The 17,031-nt window shown below is 68.2% G+C and carries 10 protein-coding genes; 1 reads left to right on the forward strand and 9 read right to left on the reverse strand.

Annotation, left to right across the window (positions count from 1 at the left end):
- From ASD05_RS12000 to ASD05_RS12015, 4 genes are all read right to left on the reverse strand, one after another.
- The gene (locus tag ASD05_RS12000; RefSeq protein ID WP_200955421.1) at positions 1–531 is read right to left on the reverse strand and encodes a tripartite tricarboxylate transporter TctB family protein; all 531 of its coding nucleotides are present in this window, start codon (positions 529–531) and stop codon (positions 1–3) included.
- A 143-nt stretch (positions 532–674) separates the two neighbouring features.
- Positions 675–2,270 (reverse strand): sensor histidine kinase, encoded by a 1,596-nt coding sequence (locus ASD05_RS12005; protein ID WP_082572044.1) that lies wholly within the window; start codon positions 2,268–2,270, stop codon positions 675–677.
- On the reverse strand, positions 2,218–2,937 hold the full coding sequence (locus ASD05_RS12010) for a response regulator (protein WP_056592233.1): 720 nt from the start codon (positions 2,935–2,937) through the stop codon (positions 2,218–2,220). Before ASD05_RS12010 ends, ASD05_RS12005 begins: the two co-directional genes overlap by 53 nt.
- A 12-nt stretch (positions 2,938–2,949) precedes the next feature.
- On the reverse strand, positions 2,950–3,735 hold the full coding sequence (locus tag ASD05_RS12015; RefSeq protein WP_056592236.1) for a sulfurtransferase: 786 nt from the start codon (positions 3,733–3,735) through the stop codon (positions 2,950–2,952).
- Positions 3,736–3,859: 124 nt separating this feature from the next.
- On the opposite strand from ASD05_RS12015, the gene dnaE reads away from it, so the two are divergent.
- Positions 3,860–7,378 carry a DNA polymerase III subunit alpha gene (gene dnaE / locus ASD05_RS12020; protein WP_056592239.1) on the forward strand — a complete coding sequence of 1,173 codons (3,519 nt, stop codon included), beginning with the start codon at positions 3,860–3,862 and terminating at the stop codon, positions 7,376–7,378.
- A 13-nt stretch (positions 7,379–7,391) separates the two neighbouring features.
- Here the strand turns inward: dnaE and ASD05_RS12025 are convergent, their stop codons facing one another.
- The 5 genes from ASD05_RS12025 to ASD05_RS12045 all read right to left on the reverse strand — a co-directional run bounded on the left by ASD05_RS12025 (position 7,392) and on the right by ASD05_RS12045 (position 17,022).
- Positions 7,392–12,566 carry an AAA domain-containing protein gene (locus tag ASD05_RS12025; RefSeq protein WP_056592242.1) on the reverse strand — a complete coding sequence of 1,725 codons (5,175 nt, stop codon included), beginning with the start codon at positions 12,564–12,566 and terminating at the stop codon, positions 7,392–7,394.
- Positions 12,563–13,801, reverse strand: a complete 1,239-nt coding sequence (locus ASD05_RS12030; protein ID WP_157610086.1) for a SprT-like domain-containing protein — start codon at positions 13,799–13,801, stop codon at positions 12,563–12,565. The genes ASD05_RS12025 and ASD05_RS12030 overlap by 4 nt, the downstream gene beginning before the upstream one ends.
- 34 nt (positions 13,802–13,835) lie before the next feature.
- Positions 13,836–15,566 carry a peptidoglycan D,D-transpeptidase FtsI family protein gene (locus ASD05_RS12035; RefSeq protein WP_056592247.1) on the reverse strand — a complete coding sequence of 577 codons (1,731 nt, stop codon included), beginning with the start codon at positions 15,564–15,566 and terminating at the stop codon, positions 13,836–13,838.
- A 103-nt stretch (positions 15,567–15,669) separates the two neighbouring features.
- Positions 15,670–16,581, reverse strand: coding sequence for a cell envelope integrity protein TolA (locus ASD05_RS12040; protein WP_056592251.1), 912 nt, complete (start codon positions 16,579–16,581; stop codon positions 15,670–15,672).
- 3 nt (positions 16,582–16,584) lie between these two features.
- Positions 16,585–17,022 carry an ExbD/TolR family protein gene (locus ASD05_RS12045; protein ID WP_056592255.1) on the reverse strand — a complete coding sequence of 146 codons (438 nt, stop codon included), beginning with the start codon at positions 17,020–17,022 and terminating at the stop codon, positions 16,585–16,587.
- Between the last annotated feature and the right edge of the window lie 9 nt (positions 17,023–17,031).

Consider the following 17,031-nt stretch of genomic DNA (forward strand, 5'->3'; position numbering starts at 1 on the left):
TCAGCCTCCCCACTGGAACAGGGGCAGCTGCAGCTTGAGCGCCCACCAGAAGACCACCACTGCGATGAAGCACATCGCGAGCGCCAGCAGCAGCGCCTCGGTCAGCGTGTTGTCGCGGTCGCCGAGCGCCGAGATGAACACGATCGCGAAGGTCGCCGGCAGCAGGCCGCCGTACTCGCCGAACAGCAGGAAGGCGAGGATGCCGAGGATGATGCAGACGCAACCGCGCATGTCGGGCATGCCGCCCGGATGGCCGTGCGACGCGGCCTCTTCACTGGCGCCGCTCGCGGGCTTCTCTGCACGCGCCGAGATGGCAATGAGCAGGCCGGTGAGCGCCAGCAACCCGCCGAGTGCGACCGGAAAGAAGCCCGGTCCCATGTGCGCCAACTCGCCCACGCGATAGCCGATGCCGGCATATACCGCGGCCAGTCCAGTGACGATCAGCAGGGCGCCGCCGTAGTAATCTTTTTTGAATTTTGAAGCGGGCCGGGGCGCGTGCGAGGCCGGATCTTCACCGAGCTGGTGCTGCATAAGTCTCCTTCGTTTGGAAGGAGCGCAGTCTAGGAATCGAGACTTTCAATCCCCTTTCGGAAGAGGCTCTGGCGGCCTTGCGAACCGCAAAATACGTGTAATCACGTACCGGCATGTCCGGTGAAACCCTTGCAAAAAGGACTTCAGAAGGCGCGCAGCGGTAGCCTCAGGATTGCGCGCAGTCCGCCGCCGTTGGCGCTCTCCGGCATGTCGGCGTTGTCGAGTTCGATCTCGCCGCCGTTGCGCCGCGCATAGCTGCGCGCAATGGTCAGGCCAAGGCCCGCGCCGTGCGCCGCACCGGCGCCTGCGGAGGCGTCGCGATGGAAGCGTTCGAACACCTGTTCGCGTCGTTCGGGCGCAATGCCCGGCCCGCTGTCGCACACCTCGGCCAGAGCGTACGAAGCCTCGCGCCGCACGGTCACGGTGATGTTGCCGCCGCGCGGCGTGTACTTGATGGCGTTGTGCACGAGGTTGGCGAGCGCCTCGTGCAGCTCGGCGGCGTTGGCCGCGACGGGCAGCACGGGTGGGTCGTCTTCCTCGCCGGCCGCGTCGATGCTGTCGATGTCCGCCACGCCGTTTGCAGTGTCGCCGCGTGCATCGACCCAGCCCAGGTCCTGGTCGTTCTCGCGCGCGAGCGGCAGGTACTGCAGCACCACGGCGCGCGCGATGGCGTTGAGGTCGGCCACCGCGGGCTCGGCCGGTGCGGCCTCGTCTTCGGAGGTGGCGTGGGCCAGCGCCAGCAACTGTTCGCTCAGGCGGCGCGTGCGCGCGAGCTGCGCGACGATGGCGTGCAGCGATTCGCGCATGCGTGCCGGATCGGTCTCGCGCACCGCGTAGCCCGCCTGGATCGACAGGATGCTCAACGGCGTGCGCAACTGGTGCGAGGCATCGGCCAGGAACTGCGATTGCTTGGCCACCATGCGCCGGTGGCCCGCGATGTGGTGGTTCACCGCGTCGACCAGCGGCACGACTTCATGCGGCACGCCGCTGGCGTCGAGCGGCTTCAGGTCGTCGCGCGAGCGTTCGCGCAGCGAGCGGCGCAGGCGCTCCAGCGGGCGCAGCGACCAGGCCACGCCGAGCCACACCAGCAGCGCCATCACCACCACCATGCGCGTGTCCCGCAGGAGTTCCTGGCGCAGTGTCTCGGCCTGGGCCGCGGCGCGCGGGCCGATGCCCTCGGCCGCCTGGATCAGCACGCTGTAGGCAACGCCGGGGTGGACGTCGTCGTACACCGTCTGCCGCAGCGCGGCCACGCGCACCGGATGCTGTTCGTGCACCGCGTCGTAGAACACCGGCGTGCCGTCGGGCGGACGCTGCGCCGGGCGGGGCAGGGCAGGCACGCCCATCAGCGTGGTCTCGGGCGATTTCACGTCGAGCGCCTCGCCCTTCGGAATGCGCTGCACGCCGACGTGCAGGTATTTGTAGCGCAGGTGCGTGGACTCGAACATCGCCTGGATCGAAAACGGCTCCTGCACCCGCACGCTGCCGTCGCCGGCCACCACGATGCCGTTGGCCAGCGCCTGCACCGGCTCGAGCAGGCTTTGGTCGTAGGCGACCACGAGCGAATCGGTCAGCGCCTGGTAGTCGCTCCAACTGTCGAGCGCCAGCAGCGCGACGATGCCGGGCAGCAGCAGCGCGAGCATCCGCGCGCGGATGCCGAAGCGCTGCGCTTGCTGCGGCGCCGGCTCAGTCGTCTTCGCCGGGGAGCTGGGAGTGGGCCGCTGGGGCTGAGGATCCATCGGCAATGCTCTCCAACATATAGCCCAGGCCACGCACGGTGACGATGCGCACGTCGCTGTCCGCGAGCTTGCGCCGCAGCCGGTGCAGCACCACCTCGATGGCATCGGGGCCGGCAGTGCTGTCGTTGGTGAACACCTTGGCAAAGAGCTGCGACTTGCCGACCGGCGCGCCGCTGCGCATCAACAGGGCGGTGAGCGCGGCCTGCTCGCGCGGCGTGAGCGACAGCAGCGTGCCGCGCAGCGTGAAGGCGTGGCTCTGGCTGTCGTACGACAGCGAGGCGCACTGAAGGCGCGGGTGCTGCTTGCCGCGGCTGCGGCGCACCAGGGCCGACAGGCGCGCTTCGAGTTCGGCCAGCTCGAAAGGCTTGGTGAGAAAGTCGTCGGCGCCCAGGTTCAGGCCGCGCACGCGGTCCTGCAAGGCACCCTGCGCGGTGAGGATCAGCACCGGCGTGCGGTCGTCGGCATTGCGCATGTCGGCCAGCACGCTCAGGCCGTGCTTGTCGGGCAGGCGCAGGTCGAGCACGATGGCGTCGTATTCGGTGCCGGCCATGAAGGCCTCGGCGGTGCGCGCATCGGGCGCATGGTCGGCCACGAAGCTGCTCTGGGTCAATGCGCGGACCAGCCACGAGGCCATGTCCAGTTCGTCTTCCACCAGGAGGATCCGCATCCGGCGCCCGTGTTATTTCTTGATGCCGAGATCCGGATCTTCGGATGCGCGGGCACTGGCGCGTGCCGAGCGCGCGCTCAGGTCGGGCGCCAGGGCCTCGCGGCCGTCGAACACGAAGCAGTCGCCCTGGTAGTGCGCGCTGCCGATCTCCTCGAAGTACTTCAGGATGCCGCCTTCGAGCTGGAGCACGTGTTCCACGCCTTCCTCGCGCATCAGGATCGCGGCCTTCTCGCAGCGGATGCCACCGGTGCAGAAGCTCACGACCGTCTTGCCCTTGAACTCCTCGCGATGCGCCTTGAGGGCGGGCGGGAACTCGGTGAACTTGCCGATGCGCCAGTCGATGGCGCCTTCGAAGCTGCCGTAATCGACTTCGAAGGCATTGCGCGTGTCGAGCAGGGCGATCTCCCGGCCCTCATCGTCATGGCCCTGGTCGAGCCAGCGCTTGAGCGTAGGAGCGTCCACGCCGGGCGCCCGGCCCGCGGCGGGCTGGATGGCCGGATGGTCCATGCGGATGATCTCGCGCTTGAGCTTCACCAGCATGCGGCGGAAGGGCTGCGCGGCGGACCAGCTTTCCTTGGCCTCGAGGTCGGTAAAGCGCGCATCGGCGCGCAAATGCGCCAGAAAAGCCCGCACTCCGTCGGTGGGGCCGGCCAGGAACAGGTTGATGCCCTCGGGCGCCAGCAGGATGGTGCCCATGAGTCCCAGGGCCTGCGCGCGGGCGCGCAGGTCTTCACGCAGCACGGGGCTGTCGTCGATGGCCACGAACTTGTAGGCCGCGATATTCAAAATCTCTTGCACGGGGCGGGATTTTAGGTGCCGCCGGTGGGGCTTCCCTGACTCGGGGCCTCTTCCCGGCAGGCCGGGAGCGATTTCAGGGATTGCCAACCCACATCGTGGAGGCGGCGCTTTCTACAATGAAAGGATGTTTGTTCACCTGCGCCTGCACACCGAGTTTTCCGTCGTCGACGGCACCAACCGAATCGACGAAGTCATCAAGGCCGCCGCTGCCGACAAGCAGCCCGCGCTGGCCATCACCGACCTGAACAACCTGTTCGGTGCGGTCAAGTTCTACAAGCAGGGCCGCGGCAAGGGCGTCAAGCCCATCATCGGCGCTGAAGTGTTCGTGGAAGGGATGGGCAAGGAGCCCGGCGTGCTCACCCGCATCGTGCTGCTGGTGCAGAACATGGAGGGCTACCTGAACCTGTCCGAGCTGCTGGCGCGGGCCTGGACGCAGAACGTGGGCCGGGGCCAGTCGCAGGCGGCCTGCAAGCTGGAATGGGTCGAGGAACTGGCAGGCGGGCTGATCGCACTCTCCGGCGCCCAGGCCGGGCCGTTGGGGCAGCCGCTGCTGCAGGGGCAGGGCGAGCGTGCGGCCGAGCTGGCACTGAAGCTGGCGGGCATCTTTCCGCATCGCTTCTACATCGAGCTGCAACGCGCGGGCCGGCCTGAAGACGAGCCGCACGTGATCGCTGCCGTGCAGCTGGCGGCCCGGCTGCACCTGCCGGTGGTCGCCACGCACCCCGTGCAGTTCGCCGCCCGCGAAGACTACGAGGCGCACGAGGCGCGCGTGTGCATTTCCGAAGGCGAAATTCTTGGCAACCCGCGCCGGATGCGCCGGTTCACCGAGGAGCAGTACTTCAAGTCGACCGCCGAGATGCAGGCACTGTTCGCCGACGTGCCGAGCGCGCTGGCCAACACGGTCGAGATCGCCAAGCGCTGCAACCTGACGCTGGTGCTCGGCAAGCCGCAACTGCCGGACTTTCCGACGCCCTTCATCAGCGAAGGCGTGCGCATGCCTATCGACGATTTCTTCCGCCAGGAATCGTTCGCCGGGCTGGAGCAGCGCCTGAAGCATCTCTTTCCCGACGAGGCCAGGCGCGAGGCCGAACGCCCGCGCTACGTCGAGCGGCTGGAGTTCGAGATCAACACGATCCTGAACATGGGGTTCCCGGGCTACTTCCTGATCGTGGGCGACTTCATCCAGTGGGCCAAGAACAACGGCTGCCCGGTGGGCCCGGGCCGGGGCTCGGGTGCCGGCTCGCTGGTGGCCTATGCGCTGAAGATCACCGACCTCGACCCGCTCGAATACAAGCTGCTGTTCGAACGCTTCCTGAACCCCGAGCGCGTCTCGATGCCCGACTTCGACATCGACTTCTGCCAGGGCAACCGCGACCGCGTGATCGACTACGTGAAGGACAAGTACGGCCGCAACGCCGTGAGCCAGATCGCCACCTTCGGCACCATGGCCGCGCGCGCGGCCATCCGCGACGTGGGCCGCGTGCTCGACATGAGCTACATGTTCTGCGACGGCATCAGCAAGCTGATTCCGAACAAGCCCGGCATGTCGGTCACGCTGCAGTACCCGCCCGAAAAGAAGATCGAGGGCGACAAGAACAACTACGCCATCGAGATGGAGCCGCAGCTCGCGGAGCGCATCGAGAAGGAAGAAGAAGTCCGCATGCTGGTCGAGCTCGCGCAGAAGCTCGAAGGCATGACCCGCAACATCGGCATGCACGCCGGGGGCGTGCTCATTGCGCCGGGCAAGCTCACCGACTTCTGCCCGCTCTACCAGCAGCCCGGCAGCGAATCGGCCGTGAGCCAGTACGACAAGGACGACGTCGAAGCGATCGGCCTCGTGAAGTTCGACTTCTTGGGTCTTGCCACGCTGACCATCCTGGAGATCGCGCGTGAGTTCATCATGAAGCGCCACAAGGGCCAGGAGAACTTCGCGTTCGAGAACATCCCGCTGAACGACGCGGCCACCTACCGGCTCTTCTCCGACGGCAAGACCGAGGCCGTGTTCCAGTTTGAAAGCCGCGGCATGCAGGGCATGCTGAAGGATGCGCGCCCGACACGGCTCGAAGACCTGATCGCGCTGAACGCGCTGTACCGTCCGGGCCCGATGGACCTGATTCCCAGCTTCGTGGCGCGCAAGCACGGCCGCGAAGAGGTGGAGTACCCGCACCCGGCGGTGGCCGAGATGCTCTCCGAGACCTACGGGATCATGGTCTACCAGGAGCAGGTGATGCAGACCGCGCAGATCCTGGGCGGCTACTCGCTCGGCGGCGCCGACCTGCTGCGCCGCGCGATGGGCAAGAAGAAGCTCGAGGAGATGGCCGAGCACCGCGAGAAATTCCGCGCGGGCGCACTGGCAACGCACGGCATCGTCCAGGACAAGGCCGACGAGATCTTCGACTTGATGGAGAAGTTCGCGGGCTACGGCTTCAACAAGTCGCACGCGGCCGCCTATTCGCTGCTGGCGTATCACACGGGCTGGCTCAAGGTCCACTACACGGCCGAGTTCTTCTGCGCGAATATGACCGTGGAAATGGACGACACGGACAAGCTCAAGCTCTTGTTCGAGGACGCCCAGAAGAACTTCGGCATCACCTTCGAGCCGCCGGACGTGAACCGCGGCAACTACCGCTTCGAGCCAGTCACGAACAAGATCATCCGTTACGGCCTGGGCGCGGTGAAGGGCACGGGCCAGCTCGCGGTCGAGGCCGTGGTGCGTGCACGCGAGGAGGGCGGGCCGTTCAAGAGCCTGTTCGATTTCTGCGTGCGCATCGACCGCCAGCGCATCAACAAGCGCACGGTCGAAGCGCTCATCAAGGCCGGCGCGTTCGACGCGATCCAGCAGAACCGCGCGTCGCTGATCGCCTCGGTCGATCGCGCCTTCGAATTCGCCAACGCCACGGCGGCCAATGCGGCGCAGGTCGACATCTTCAGCGACGCGGAGCACGGTTCGGCCACCGCCGAGCCCGACCTCGTCGACGCCACGCCCTGGGGCGTGAAGGAGCGGCTGACGCTCGAGAAGACGGCCGTGGGCTTCTACCTGTCGGGCCACCTGTTCGACGAGGTCTCGCACGAGGTGCGGCGCTTCTGCAAGCGCGAGATCGGCGACCTGCTCGACAGCCGCGACCAGCAGGTCATTGCCGGCATCGTGAGCGACTTCCGCGTGATCAACGGCCAGCGCGGCCGGCTGGCGATCTTCAAGCTCGACGACAAGTCGGACTCGATCGACGCCACGGCCGACGAGGCACTCATCAACGCCAACCGCAACACGCTGAAGGACGACGAGCTGGTCATCGTCAGCGGCCGGTTGCAGCCCGCGCGCGGCGGCTTCGAGGCGCGCTTCCAGGTGCAGCAGGTGTGGGACCTGGCCACCGCGCGCTGCCGTTTCGGCAAGTTCCTGCGCGTGGCGGTGAACGGCAAGGCGCCCGACATCGCGCGCCTGCTGAAAGACTTTCCGCCGCGCACCGAGCAAACCGAGGTCGGCGACCTGATCCAGGGCCTGCCGGTGCGGTTGTCGATGGCGCGTGGCGGTGCGCAGGTCGAGCTGCAGCTGGGCGAGCGCGCCAAGTTCTTCCCGACCGACGCGGCGCTGGCGAGTTGGACCGCGCAGGCGGAAGCGGGCAAGGCGCTGATCGTCTACGACTGAGCTTGGGGCGGGGTCAGGGGCGTTTCGCTAGCGCCTGCTCGATCTGCTCCAGCACGGCCTGCGGCGTGTGCAGCCAGTCTTTCGCCAGCACCTGCACCACGTCCCATCCGAACGCATCGAGCACGCGCGGACGCGAGACGTAGCGCTCCAGCACGTTGCGGTTCTCGTAGTGCGTCGCGGTATCGACCAGGATGCCCAGCGCATAGTGCCCCCCCCCGGGCGCACGCAACGCCAGATCGCAGCGAAAGCGCGACTGCCCCACCTGCTCGTCGACCGCATGGCCACGCGCACGCAACGCCGCTGCGAGCTGCGCCGTCACCTCGTCGGCACGCGCATGCTGCGCGCTGCTGCCCCGCGTGAGCGGATTCATGCTTTCGAGCACGCGCCGAGCCGTGGCCGAATCACCGCGCGACAGGCACTCCGCATAGCGCAGGAACTGCTTGAGCGCCGCGGCGCCTTCGTTGTGGTCGTTGGTGATGGCCTCGTGGCGAATCGTCGAGACCACGGCCATGTGGTGGCGCGCGCGGCTGAAGATCACGTTGAGCCGCTTCTCGCCGCCGCGCTGGTTGATCGGGCCGAAGCTCATCAGCATGCGGCCCTCGGGGTTGGGGCCGTAGCAGATGCTCAGGATGATGATGTCGCGCTCGTCGCCCTGCACGTTCTCCAGGTTCTTGATGAAGAGGCCGCAGAACTGGTCGTCTTCTTCGCGCACATACTCGGCTTCGAGCCGCGCGGCGAAGTCGCTGTCGATGGCGCCAAGCGCATCGAGCTCGGCCTCGATCTCGGTCTGCTGCGCTTCGGAGAACGCGACGATGCCCAGGCTGCGCCCGGTCTCGCGTTTCAACAGTTCACGCACCAGCTGCGCGATGTGGCGCGCCTCGCCGTCGTTGATGCGGTTCTCGTACACCGCATCGGTCACGCGATGGAAGCTGATGGCGCGCGAAAGCAGGGCGTCGACGTTCGCGGCCACCGATGCGTCCGTCGGGTTGCGCGATTGAACGAGGATTTCGTCGCGCGCGTCCGCCGGGAGGCTGCGGTCCGGAATGGTGAAGAGGTTGCCTGCGTAGAAGGCCGCGTTCGAGAAACCGATCAGCGATTCGTAGCGGCTGCGGTAGTGCCAGGCCAGCAGCGTGGCCGGCAGATTGCGCGCGCCCTGGTTCAGCAGGCTGTCGGCATCGAGCACGACTGCGATGCGGTCGCCTTCGTCTTCCACCGACACCGTCTCGTCCTCCGGGTCGCGGCCGGACGAGAAGAAGCTCGTCGGCGGCAGCTGCATCTCGTCGCCCACCACGATGATCTGCGGCGCGCGATAGAGCGCGGGCACGGCTTCTTCCACCGGGATCTGGCTCGCCTCGTCGAAGATCACCACGTCGAAGAGGTCGGCCGCGAGCGGCAGCGTGTCGGACACCGAGAGCGGGCTCATGAGCCAGATCGGCTTCATGTCGCGCACCACCTGGCCGGTGTCGCCCGAGGCGAGTTCGCGGATGGCCTTGTAGCGCATGGTCTTGCCGAACTCGTGTTCGAGCTCGCGCCGCCCTGCGTTGTAGCTCTTCTTGAAGAGCTTGCCGCCGGCGTCGAGCTGGCTCGCGGGCAAGGCGCTTTTCTGCACGTGGTCGCGAAAGCGCTGGCGCACTGCGGCGGCAAGGGTGCGAGCGTTGCGGTCGAGCAGCTTGCGCTCTCCGTCGGCCAGGCGCTGCGCATGGCGCGCGAGCGCGGCGCTGTCGAAGCGCGGCAGCCAGCGCTCGGTGCGGTAGACGCGCTCCAGGCCTTCGCGCGCGACGGCGTACTCGACGGCCTCGGGCGGCAGCGGCAGCGTGCGCAGCGCACGGGCCAAAGCCGGGTCGGCATCGGCAAGCTCCTGCAGGTGAGGCAGCGCGGCCGGCAGGCTGTCGGCTTGTTCGCGCAACGTGCGGGCCAGCGTTTCGAGCGAGGCCAGCGGCTGCGCGGTGGGGTCGTCGAGCAGGTCGCGCCACAGGGCGTCGAGCGCGTCGGTGCGTTCGCCGAGCGCGGCCAGCCGTTCGACACTGCGGCTCGCGCCGGCGTCGGAGCGCAGGTGCGCGTGGAAGGTTGCGCGCACGCCGTTGCCGGTGGCATCGCCGCGGCGCAGGGCGTCGAGCTGCTGCACGAAGTCATCGGGATCGGCGCAGCCGTAGGTGGCCTCGATCTGCATCGCCTGTTTGCCGACGGCTGCGCGGGCCGTGTGCTCGGCCAGCAGTTCATCGAGCACCTGGCTGGGCTGCGGGCGAACGGCATGCCCGGTGAAGTCGTAGCGGCGCTTGAGTTCGCCCGACAGCCGCCACCACGACGGCTTGAGCCAGCGCAGCAGCGAGCCTTGCTGCGCCTTGGCCTGGGCGAGGCCAGCTTCGGTGTCGCTCGGCGAGAGCTTGTCGCGCCAGCGGTTCGTGCGTTCGAGGGCCTCCTCGAGCGCCTGCTGCAGCGCGCGGCGCTGCGTCATCGCCTCGCCGAACGCGAGGCTCGTGGGGTGCGCGGTGTCGAGCAGCGAGAGATGCCCGCGCGCGGCCAGCGCGGCCACGCGGCGCGCGTCGGCCACCACGGCCAGCGCATCGCCCCAGAGGGTGGGATCGTCGCCCAGCGGCGGCCAGGCGCCGGCCAACGCGTCGCGATGCGGGCCGATCTGTTCAGCCGCGCGGTCGCTGAGTTCGACCAGCCGCGCAAGCGGCCGCTCCTGTCGCAGCAGCACCGGGGCGAGTTGTGCGAACGCATGTGCCGACAGGTACGGCACGCCGAGGCTTTCGGTGACGGCGAGATGCAGGCGCGCGACCAGGTCTTCGTGCCTGCGCCAGGCCGCAAAGGTGGGCAGTGCCTCGGCCTGCAGCGGCGTGAGCGCGGGATCGTGCGGCTTGAGCGCGATCAGTCGCGCCATCAGCGTGCGCACCGCCACGGCCAGGTGCTCGGGCGCCTCGCGCATCGCGGCGTCGAAGCGTTCCAGCGCCTTCAGGTCGGCGTCCATGGTGTCGACGAGCTGCGTGCGCTCGCGGGTTTCTGCGTCCAGTTCCTCGGGGGCCGCGAGCCAGTGCTCGTAGGTCTTCTTGAGGTTCTGCACGAAGGCCTTCTTGTCGCCCTGCGAGTCGTGGATCATGCAGCAGAGCTCGTCCAGTCCCTGCTGCCGCAGGCGGTGGAAAACCACGTCGATGGCGGCGCGCTTCTCGCAGACGAAGAGCACGCGTTGCCCGCGCCCCACGTAGTCGGCGATGAGGTTGGTGATGGTCTGCGACTTCCCGGTGCCCGGCGGCCCCTGGATGATGTAGCTGGTGCCGGTGCGCGCAAGCGCCACGGCGGCGGTCTGCGTGGCATCGGCCTGCACCACGGGCCACTGGTCGGCCAGTGGCAGCGCGGCCGGCGGCTCGGCATCGACTTGGCGCGGCTGCAGCGAGAACACGCGGTCGAAGGCGTCGCTCGCGATTTCCGATTCGCTCAGTGCCGAGTAGTCGCGCACAAGAGACATCTTGCGGTGATTGAAGTTGCCGAGCGTCACCGAGGTGAGGTCGACGTCCCACTGGTAGGGGTTGCCGGTGCTTTCGTGCAGCGAGTACGTCTGCTGTTCGGTCTGCGCGGCGGTGGCGGCCATCTGCGGCGCGCGTGGCATGGGAGGTGCGCCCACCGCGCTGCGCAGCGGCAGCGGAACCGGCCGCACCTTGGCGTGATAGAGCTGCAGGCCGAGCGGGCGGAAGTCGTCCTTCGCATAGCTGAAGTCCTGTGCTGCGACGGGTTGCGCGCCGGGATTGCGCACACGGGTGCGGCGCTTGAACTGTTCGAGCCGCTGGCGCGCGCGCTGATGGATCAGCTCGATCTCGGGCTGCTTCACCAGCCGCAGCTGCACGCCGGGCTCGGTCGCCGCGATCTGCGCGGCCAACTGGGCGTGGAACTGCTCGATGGTGGTTTCGTGCAGGTCCACCGTCTCGGGCAGCACGATGCCGTAGAGCTGGCGCAGGTGGTGGCGCAGCGTCGGGTTGACCTGCGCTTCGCTCGAAGCGGCTTCGAGCAGGTACTGGTCCTTCACGCCCTTCTTGCGCGTGAGCTCGACCGACAGCATCAGCAGCGGCGAGGCAATGCGCTCGGCTCGCTCGCTCTCTCCTTCCTTCAGGTTGTGCCAGCGCAGGAAGGCCATCACCAGCGAAAGCTGCGAGAAGCCGTACTCGGAGCGATCTCGCCGCGCCTCCTGCAGGATGCGGTCGAGCGCGCCCGGCAGGTAGGGCTGGTCTTCGAAGCGCAGCCAGCGCGCGAGCGGCACCGGGTCGCAGGTGGCGATGTCGCTCGCGAAGCGGCCGTCCCACACGCAGAGCTGGTCGATGCGGATGTTCTTGATGTCCACCACCAGGGGCACGCTCGCCACCGTGAGGTTCACATGCGTCTGGCTGGGCTTGAAGTGCAGCAGGCGGTTGCGGCGCGAGAGGTCGAAGAGGCGATCGCGCAGGTGCAGGCGGATCGCCTGCCGGCGCTGGCCCGCGCCGTCCTTCGCGGGTGCGATGCGGTCCAGGCCCAGGTCCAGCGGCTGGTCGCGGTAGGTTTTGAGCCGGCGGATCACCGAGGGCAGGTCGCGTGCGCGCTCGTGGCGGTCCAGCGCGGTCATCTCCCCGATCACCGCGGCCACCACCGGGTGCAGGCGGCGGTTGAGCGCGAACAGGTTGCCGCGGCTCGCGGCGAAGCGGGCCAGTTCCTCGCTGTCGGTGAGATCGAGCCCGCACGAAAGGCTGGCGAGCACCTGGCCGAGGCAGAAGATGTCGCTCAGTGCGTCGTGGTGCGCAAAGCGCAATTCCCAGGCGGTGTAGCCGGGCAGGTACACGGGGCGGGTCGGCAGGGCATCGGGCGAGGCATCGGCCATGAGCGCAAGGTTCTCGACGGAGACGCCCTCGTCGGCATCGAGCGTCACGCGGTGCTCGCCGACCACGCGCAGCACGGAGGCGGCGGGCTGTTCGAGCGGCGCAATGGCTTCGCGGTTCTGGTGCGGCTCGGTGCCTTCGGGCTGCATAAGCATGAGGGCGGGCGTGTCGTCGACGCGGTAGGCGAACGCGCTGCCGAGCGCGGCGACCTTGCCTTGCTCGTGGAGTGCGGACACTTCGCGCAGCAGCGGCAGCACGAGGCTCAGCACGTCGTCGGTCTGCAGGCCGCCGTGGGCGTCCGCGGTGTCCAGCAGTTGCAGCAGGGGAGCGATGGCGGGTGTGGTCATGCGGATGCGCCCTGCAGATGTTGGGCCGCTGCCTTTTCGAGCAGCGTGGCGGCGTCGCGCTTCACACGCGTGAGGCTGCGCTTGGGAAGGCGCATGTCCTTGACGACGCGTTCTTCGAGTTGCGCGGCGCAGCCCATGGCTTCGGCCAGGCCGATCGCGGCGGCGAGCGTGATGTCGTCAAGATCGGGATCGGCCGCGACAAAGTCGACCAGCACGCTGGCCAGGTAATCGCGCACGCCGGCCGGCACCGGAGCAGGCGGCGGCATCGGCCCGGCGGGTGGCGCGAAGTTCGGAAAGAAACGGCGCGCATGGGCCAGCAGCGATTCGGACTGGAGGAACGGGCGTTGCAAGAGCTGCGCGATGGTTTCGCGCGTCAGCGCATCGGCGCGCTGCTGCCCGAGCAAATCGAGCGTGGCGATGTCCAGCGGGCCTTCGAGCGCGCCGGCCAGCCAATCGTCGGCCTCGGGCTGGCGCTCGGTCCACAGGCGCAGAGCCCGCGCCCGCACGAAGATTTCGGGATGGCTGGTGCCGCGCGTCTGCAGTTCGGGCGCAGCGCAGATTTCGTCGGCCTGCCTCAGGTAGCTTGCCGCATTGACCTGCGCCAGGCCCGTCTGCACCTTGACCAGCGCGGTGACCGCCGGTTCGAGCGCCTCGCAGGCGATGCAGGCGCCGCGGTCGGCAAAGGCCTCGGTGTAGAGCCCGTAGCGGCGTGCCGCATGCAGGTGGCTCGCATCGGCGCGGACATCGGCCGCCGCGGCCTGCAGGATGCGGTCGACCACGTGGTACCTGCCGCCGTCGCGCTCCCACAGCAGGTAGTGCGCGAGTTCGTGGCCGAGCACGGCCTCCAACTCGGGGCCTTGCAGCCGCTCCATCAGAGGGCCTGAGAGCACGATGTGCGCCTCGCCGGGCAGGAAGTAGAGCGTGGCGTTCATCGTGCCGTCGCCCGCCTGGTAGAGCGTGACGCGCGCCGCGATGCCCATGCGGTGCGCCGCCGCATTGCAATGCGCGTGCAGCTCGGGGTGGGCATCGGCATCGAGCCGGTACGAGTTGCGCAGCAGGTCGGCGCGGACGGCCGCGGCGTGCTCCTCGCGCGCTTCGGCTGAGGCCGCCCAGCGCCACAACTCGGGTTCGTTCGCCTGCAGATGGGCGGCGAGGGCTTGCTGGTAGGGGAGCGGGAGCAGGTCTTCGAGGCGAACGGCAGGAGAGGTGTCGACCATGTCGGGAGCGTCAGGCAATGAGTTGCCGGCGATCCTAAACGAGGGTGGCGAATCAATGCGCCATCGACGCCACCGCAAGGTCCGGCACCACGTTCATGACGCGCAGCGTCTGCTGCACGATCTGGCTGAACACCGGCGCCGCAACCAGCCCGCCGAAATATTTGCCCGCGCCGGGTTCGTCGATCATCACCGCGACGATGATGCGTGGCTTGTCGATGGGCGACATGCCGGTGTACCAGGCGCGGTACTTGTTGCTCGCGTAGCCCTTGCCGACCTGCTTGTGCGCGGTGCCGGTCTTGCCGCCGACCGAATAGCCCTCGGTCTGCGCGAGCGGCGCGGTGCCGCCGGGCGCGGCCGCCAAGTGCATCATCTGGCGCACCTCGCTGGCCACCTGCGGCGAGAACACCTGCACGCCGGGCGGCTCGGTGCCGGTGCTTTTCAGGAGGCTCACAGGAATGACCTCGCCGCCGTGCGCGAACGCGGTGTACGCATGCGCGATCTGGAAGAGCGACGCCGAGAGGCCGTAGCCATACGACATGGTGGCCTGCTCGATCGGCCGCCACGACTTCCAGGGCCGCAGGCGCCCGCTGACCGCGCCGGGGAAGGGCGTCTGCGGCTTCTGGCCCAGGCCCACGGCGGTGAACGAGTTCCACATCTCCTGCGCCGTCATGCGTTGCGAGATCTTGGTGGCACCGACGTTGCTCGATTTCTGGATCACGCCCTCGACCGTCAGCACGCCGAAGTTCTCGTCGTCGTGGATGGTCGCGCCCGACACGGTGATGCGCCCCGGGTTGGTGTCGATGATGGTCTTGGGCGTCACGCGGCCCAGCTGCAGCGCGGTGGCGACGGTGATCGGCTTCATCGTCGAACCGGGCTCGAACACGTCGGTCATGGCGCGGTTGCGCAGCTGCTCGCCGGTGAGTTTGCGGCGGTCGTTGGGGTCGTAGCTCGGGTAGTTGGCCATGGCCAGCAGCTCGCCCGTGCGCGCATCGACCACCACCACGCTGCCCGCGCGCGCCTTGTTGGCGACCACGGCGTCGCGCAGCTTCTCGTAGGCCACAAATTGCACGCGGTCGTCGATGCTCAGCTGGATGTCATGGCCGTCGGTCGGCGGCACCTGGTCCTCCGTGTCCTCGACGATGTGGCCCAGCCGGTCCTTGAGGACGTGGCGCGAGCCCGACTTGCCCGCCAGCTCCTGGTTGAACGCGAGTTCCACGCCTTCCTGCCCGATGTCTTCCACATTGGTGAAGCCGGCCACGTGCGCCGCCGCCTCGCCTTCGGGGTACTGGCGGCGATAGTCGCGGCGCAGGTAGATGCCCTTGATGTCGAGCGCGGCGACCGCCTTGGCGACCGGCTGATCGACCTGGCGCTTGATCCAGACGAAGGTCTTGTCCTCGTCCTCGAGCTTCTTGTCGAAATCCTTCTGCGGCATGCCGAGCAGCTTGGCGGCCTGCCTGAGCTTGGCCTGCACCGTAGGGTCGTCGCGCTCGATGTCCTCGGGAATGGCCCAGATGCTGGGCGCCGGAATGTCGGAGGCCAGAATCAGCCCGTTGCGGTCGAGGATGCGGCCGCGGTTGGCCGGCAGCTCCAGCGTGCGCTGGTAGCGCACCTCGCCCTGGTGCTGGAAGAAGTCGTTGTTGAAGATCTGGACGTAGGCGGCCCGGCTTGCCAGCAGCACGAAGCCGAAGGCGATGCTGGCCACGATGAACTTGCTGCGCCACACGGGTGTGGGGCTGGCGAGCAGTGGACTGCTGCCGTAGCGGATGCGGCCGTTGGGGTTCATCTTGTGCGGGCGTGGACCCGGCTGTTGTTGTGCGCGGGTAGACAGTGCGGCAACCGAGGAGTTCCGGGCGGCCTTGGAGAAGATCGCCCGGAACTGGCAGGAATCAGCGCTTGGGCCGCAGTGTCACGATCAGCGATGGGAAGATGCGCCCGTCGGTGTCGCGCGGCAGCTTGTCGGTCTTGCGCAGGCCGCGCTCGGCCGCGTCGTCCCAGCCAGGCAGGCCGCTCGATTTGCTCAGCTTGACGCCGACGATGGTGCCGTCGGGCGCGAGGCTCACCTCGAACTCGGCCGCCGGGTTGCCGTTCACGGTTTCGGCATCGGGGAAGGTGATGTTCGGGCGCACGGCAGCGGCGATGCGGCCGGCGTAGCCACTCGAAGGCCCCGAAGAGCGCTGGGCCGTGCCCTTCGAATCGTCGCTGCCGCTCGCACCGGCCAGGCCCTGCATGCGCTTGAGCGCTGCGGCACGGTCGGCGGCGGCCTGCTTCGTGGCGGCCTCGGCCTTCTTGGCTTCGGCCTGCTTGGCCTCGGCTTCCTGCTGCTTCTTCTGCTCGGCCAGCTTCTTCTGCTGTTCCTTCTTGCGCTCGGCTTCGTCCTCGGCGCGTTGCTTGGCTTCGAGCTCTTTTTTCTTCTGCTGTTGCTCCAGCTCGCGCTCTTTCTGTTCCTTCTGCTCCTTGAGCTTCTTCTCGCGCTCCAGGGCAATGTCGGGGGCCTTGGGTGCGGGCGCGGGCTCAGGGGCCTTGGCAACAGGCGGGGGCGGCGGTGCGGGGGCGGGCGGCGGCGGCGCGGGAACCGGTGCGGGCGCCGGCGGTGCCTGCAGGCGGGGCGCTGCCTGCTGAACCGTGGACGACCACAGCTCTGCATCGACCGCGCCTTCGTCGGCATCGCTGCGCCAGCGCACGCCCCAGGTGAGTGCGGCGATCAGCAGCGCATGCGCAATGAGGGCCAGCACGACGGCGCGCGGCGTGCCGCGTTGCGGCGGCGGCGCGAACTCGGGGCGATCCAGTGCGAGCGACATGCCTTATTTGCCGCCCGTGGTCGTGACCGACAGGCCTACGCGCTCGACGCCGCTCTTCTTGAGCTGGTTCATTGCTTTCACGACGGTTTCGTACTTCACCGACTTGTCGGCGCTGATGACCACCGGGCGCTGGTCGTCGCCGCCCTGGGCGGTCTTGGCCGCGGAGCCAATCTGCGTCATGGGAATGGACGTACCACCCGTGCCGGTGGACGGGTCCTTCTTGATCTGTACCTCGTCATCGCTCTTGATGACGATCTCGATGGGCTTGTCGGGCTGCTTGTTGGCGCGGTCGACCGAAGGCAGGTTGATCACGCTCGGCGTGATGAGCGGCGCGGTGACCATGAAGATGATCAGCAGCACCAGCATCACGTCGATGAACGGGACCATGTTGATCTCGTTGATCGTCCGGCGGCCGCGGCCCCGGGATGAAATGGCGGGCATGCGTTGCGC

It is taken from the genome of Variovorax sp. Root434 (genome assembly GCF_001426595.1).
Classification (GTDB): domain Bacteria; phylum Pseudomonadota; class Gammaproteobacteria; order Burkholderiales; family Burkholderiaceae_C; genus Variovorax.